The sequence below is a fragment of the Phyllobacterium sp. P5_D12 genome, from assembly GCF_054049495.1.
Map to the genome: position 1 here is coordinate 1 of NZ_JBFUMG010000801.1, position 1,548 is coordinate 1,548.

The following is a 1,548-nucleotide window of genomic DNA, read 5'->3' on the forward strand; positions in this document are numbered from 1 at the left end:
GTGTAGCGATCGGGATTGTCGGTGATCTTCTGTTCGGGCAGAACGATGGAAATGGTGGCAATACACGCGCCGTTGTCATTGCAGATGGGCGAGGCGACACAGGCAACCGCATAGTCGGATTCGCCCGCTTGTATGGAGATTCGTGCCTGCAAGGCTTGTTTGGCCGACTCGGACAAAACGGACGGATCGATTACGGCACGCCCGGTCGGAGAAGATTTCGCACAATGCTCGAACAAGTCCAGCCGTTCCTGTTCCGGCAGATGACCAACAAGCAGGCGGCCGGATGCAGTCCAGTTGAGCGGGACGCGGGTGCCGACGCGGGACGTCACCTGAAAATGCCCCGGGCCGTCAGCCATCGCCAACACCATCATGTGATCGCCGTCGCGGCCGCAGACCTGCACCGTTTCGCCCGAAACGCGGCTGAGATTGTGCATCTCATGATTGGCGACATTGAGAAAATCCAGCGAACGCGCATAGGCAAGACCATAGTGATAGAGCCGCGCGCCCAGCCAGACAGTGTTATCGCCATTGCGGGACAGAAGGTTCTTCTCGACGAGGTCGTCGATGATCACATAGACGGTGGAAAGGGGGGCGCCAATAGCCTTGGCTATTGCGTAAACGCCGGCCGGACTTCCCGTTTCATACAGATAGTCAAGAACCTGCAGAGCACGATCGATACCGCTGACACGCGAACGACGAGCGGTCGTTTCCTCGCTGGCAATATTCCCGGGTGCGTCCATGTCTGATGTCTTCGCGTCCACTCTTAAGCTCCTGGCACGATCGCTAAAGTCTTTCGACCCTTTATTACATTATAACGGCATATATGCCAAGAAAACGGAATACTCTTCGAGGAGAATACCATGACCGACTCTCACATGCAGCCCGATATACGCCAGTCGCTTGGACTAAGACCCGTGATCAACGTTTCCGGGACGATGACATCGCTGGGCGCGTCGATTGTGGTGCCCGAGGCGGTGGCCGCAATGAGTGCCATACTCCCGCAATTTGTGGAAATCAACGATCTGCACAAGATGGCGAGCCCGGTAATCGCACGTATGACGGGCGGCGATGCGGGCTTTGTCACTGCTTCCTGTTCGGCCGGGATCAGTCTCGCCGTGGCGGCGACAATGACCGGAAGCGATCTCGCTGCAATCGAGCGGCTGCCGGACACGACCGGTCTGAAGGACGAAGTGATCATACAGACTGGCCATGTCGTCAGCTATGGCGCGCCGGTTGACCAAGGCATCAGGCTTTCGGGCGCGAGGGCGGTACTCATCGGCCAGGCCACATCCTGCTATCCATACCATCTCGACGGTGCCATCAATGAGCGCACGGCTGCCGCTGTCTTCGTGGTGTCGCACCACACTGTCCAGTATGGACTGATCGCCCTGAAGAAGTTTGCCGAGGTTTGCCACGCGCGCGGCGTTCCGGTCATCGTCGACGCCGCTTCCGAATACGATCTGAAAATCTTCCTCGCGGAGGGTGCCGACATCGCGCTCTATTCGTCGCACAAGTTCCTCGGAGGACCAACGGGCGGTATTGTTGCCG

At 58.1% G+C, this 1,548-nt stretch carries 2 protein-coding genes; one reads left to right on the top strand and one right to left on the bottom strand.

Annotation, left to right across the window (positions count from 1 at the left end; translation table 11 throughout):
* Positions 1–740 (bottom strand): IclR family transcriptional regulator (locus ACXJ5O_RS26535; RefSeq protein WP_457302516.1); only part of this gene is annotated, 740 nt, incomplete at its 3' end.
* Positions 741–875: 135 nt separating this feature from the next.
* On the opposite strand from ACXJ5O_RS26535, the gene ACXJ5O_RS26540 reads away from it, so the two are divergent.
* A partial coding sequence (locus ACXJ5O_RS26540) for an aminotransferase class V-fold PLP-dependent enzyme (protein ID WP_457302517.1) occupies positions 876–1,548 on the top strand: 673 nt, incomplete at its 3' end.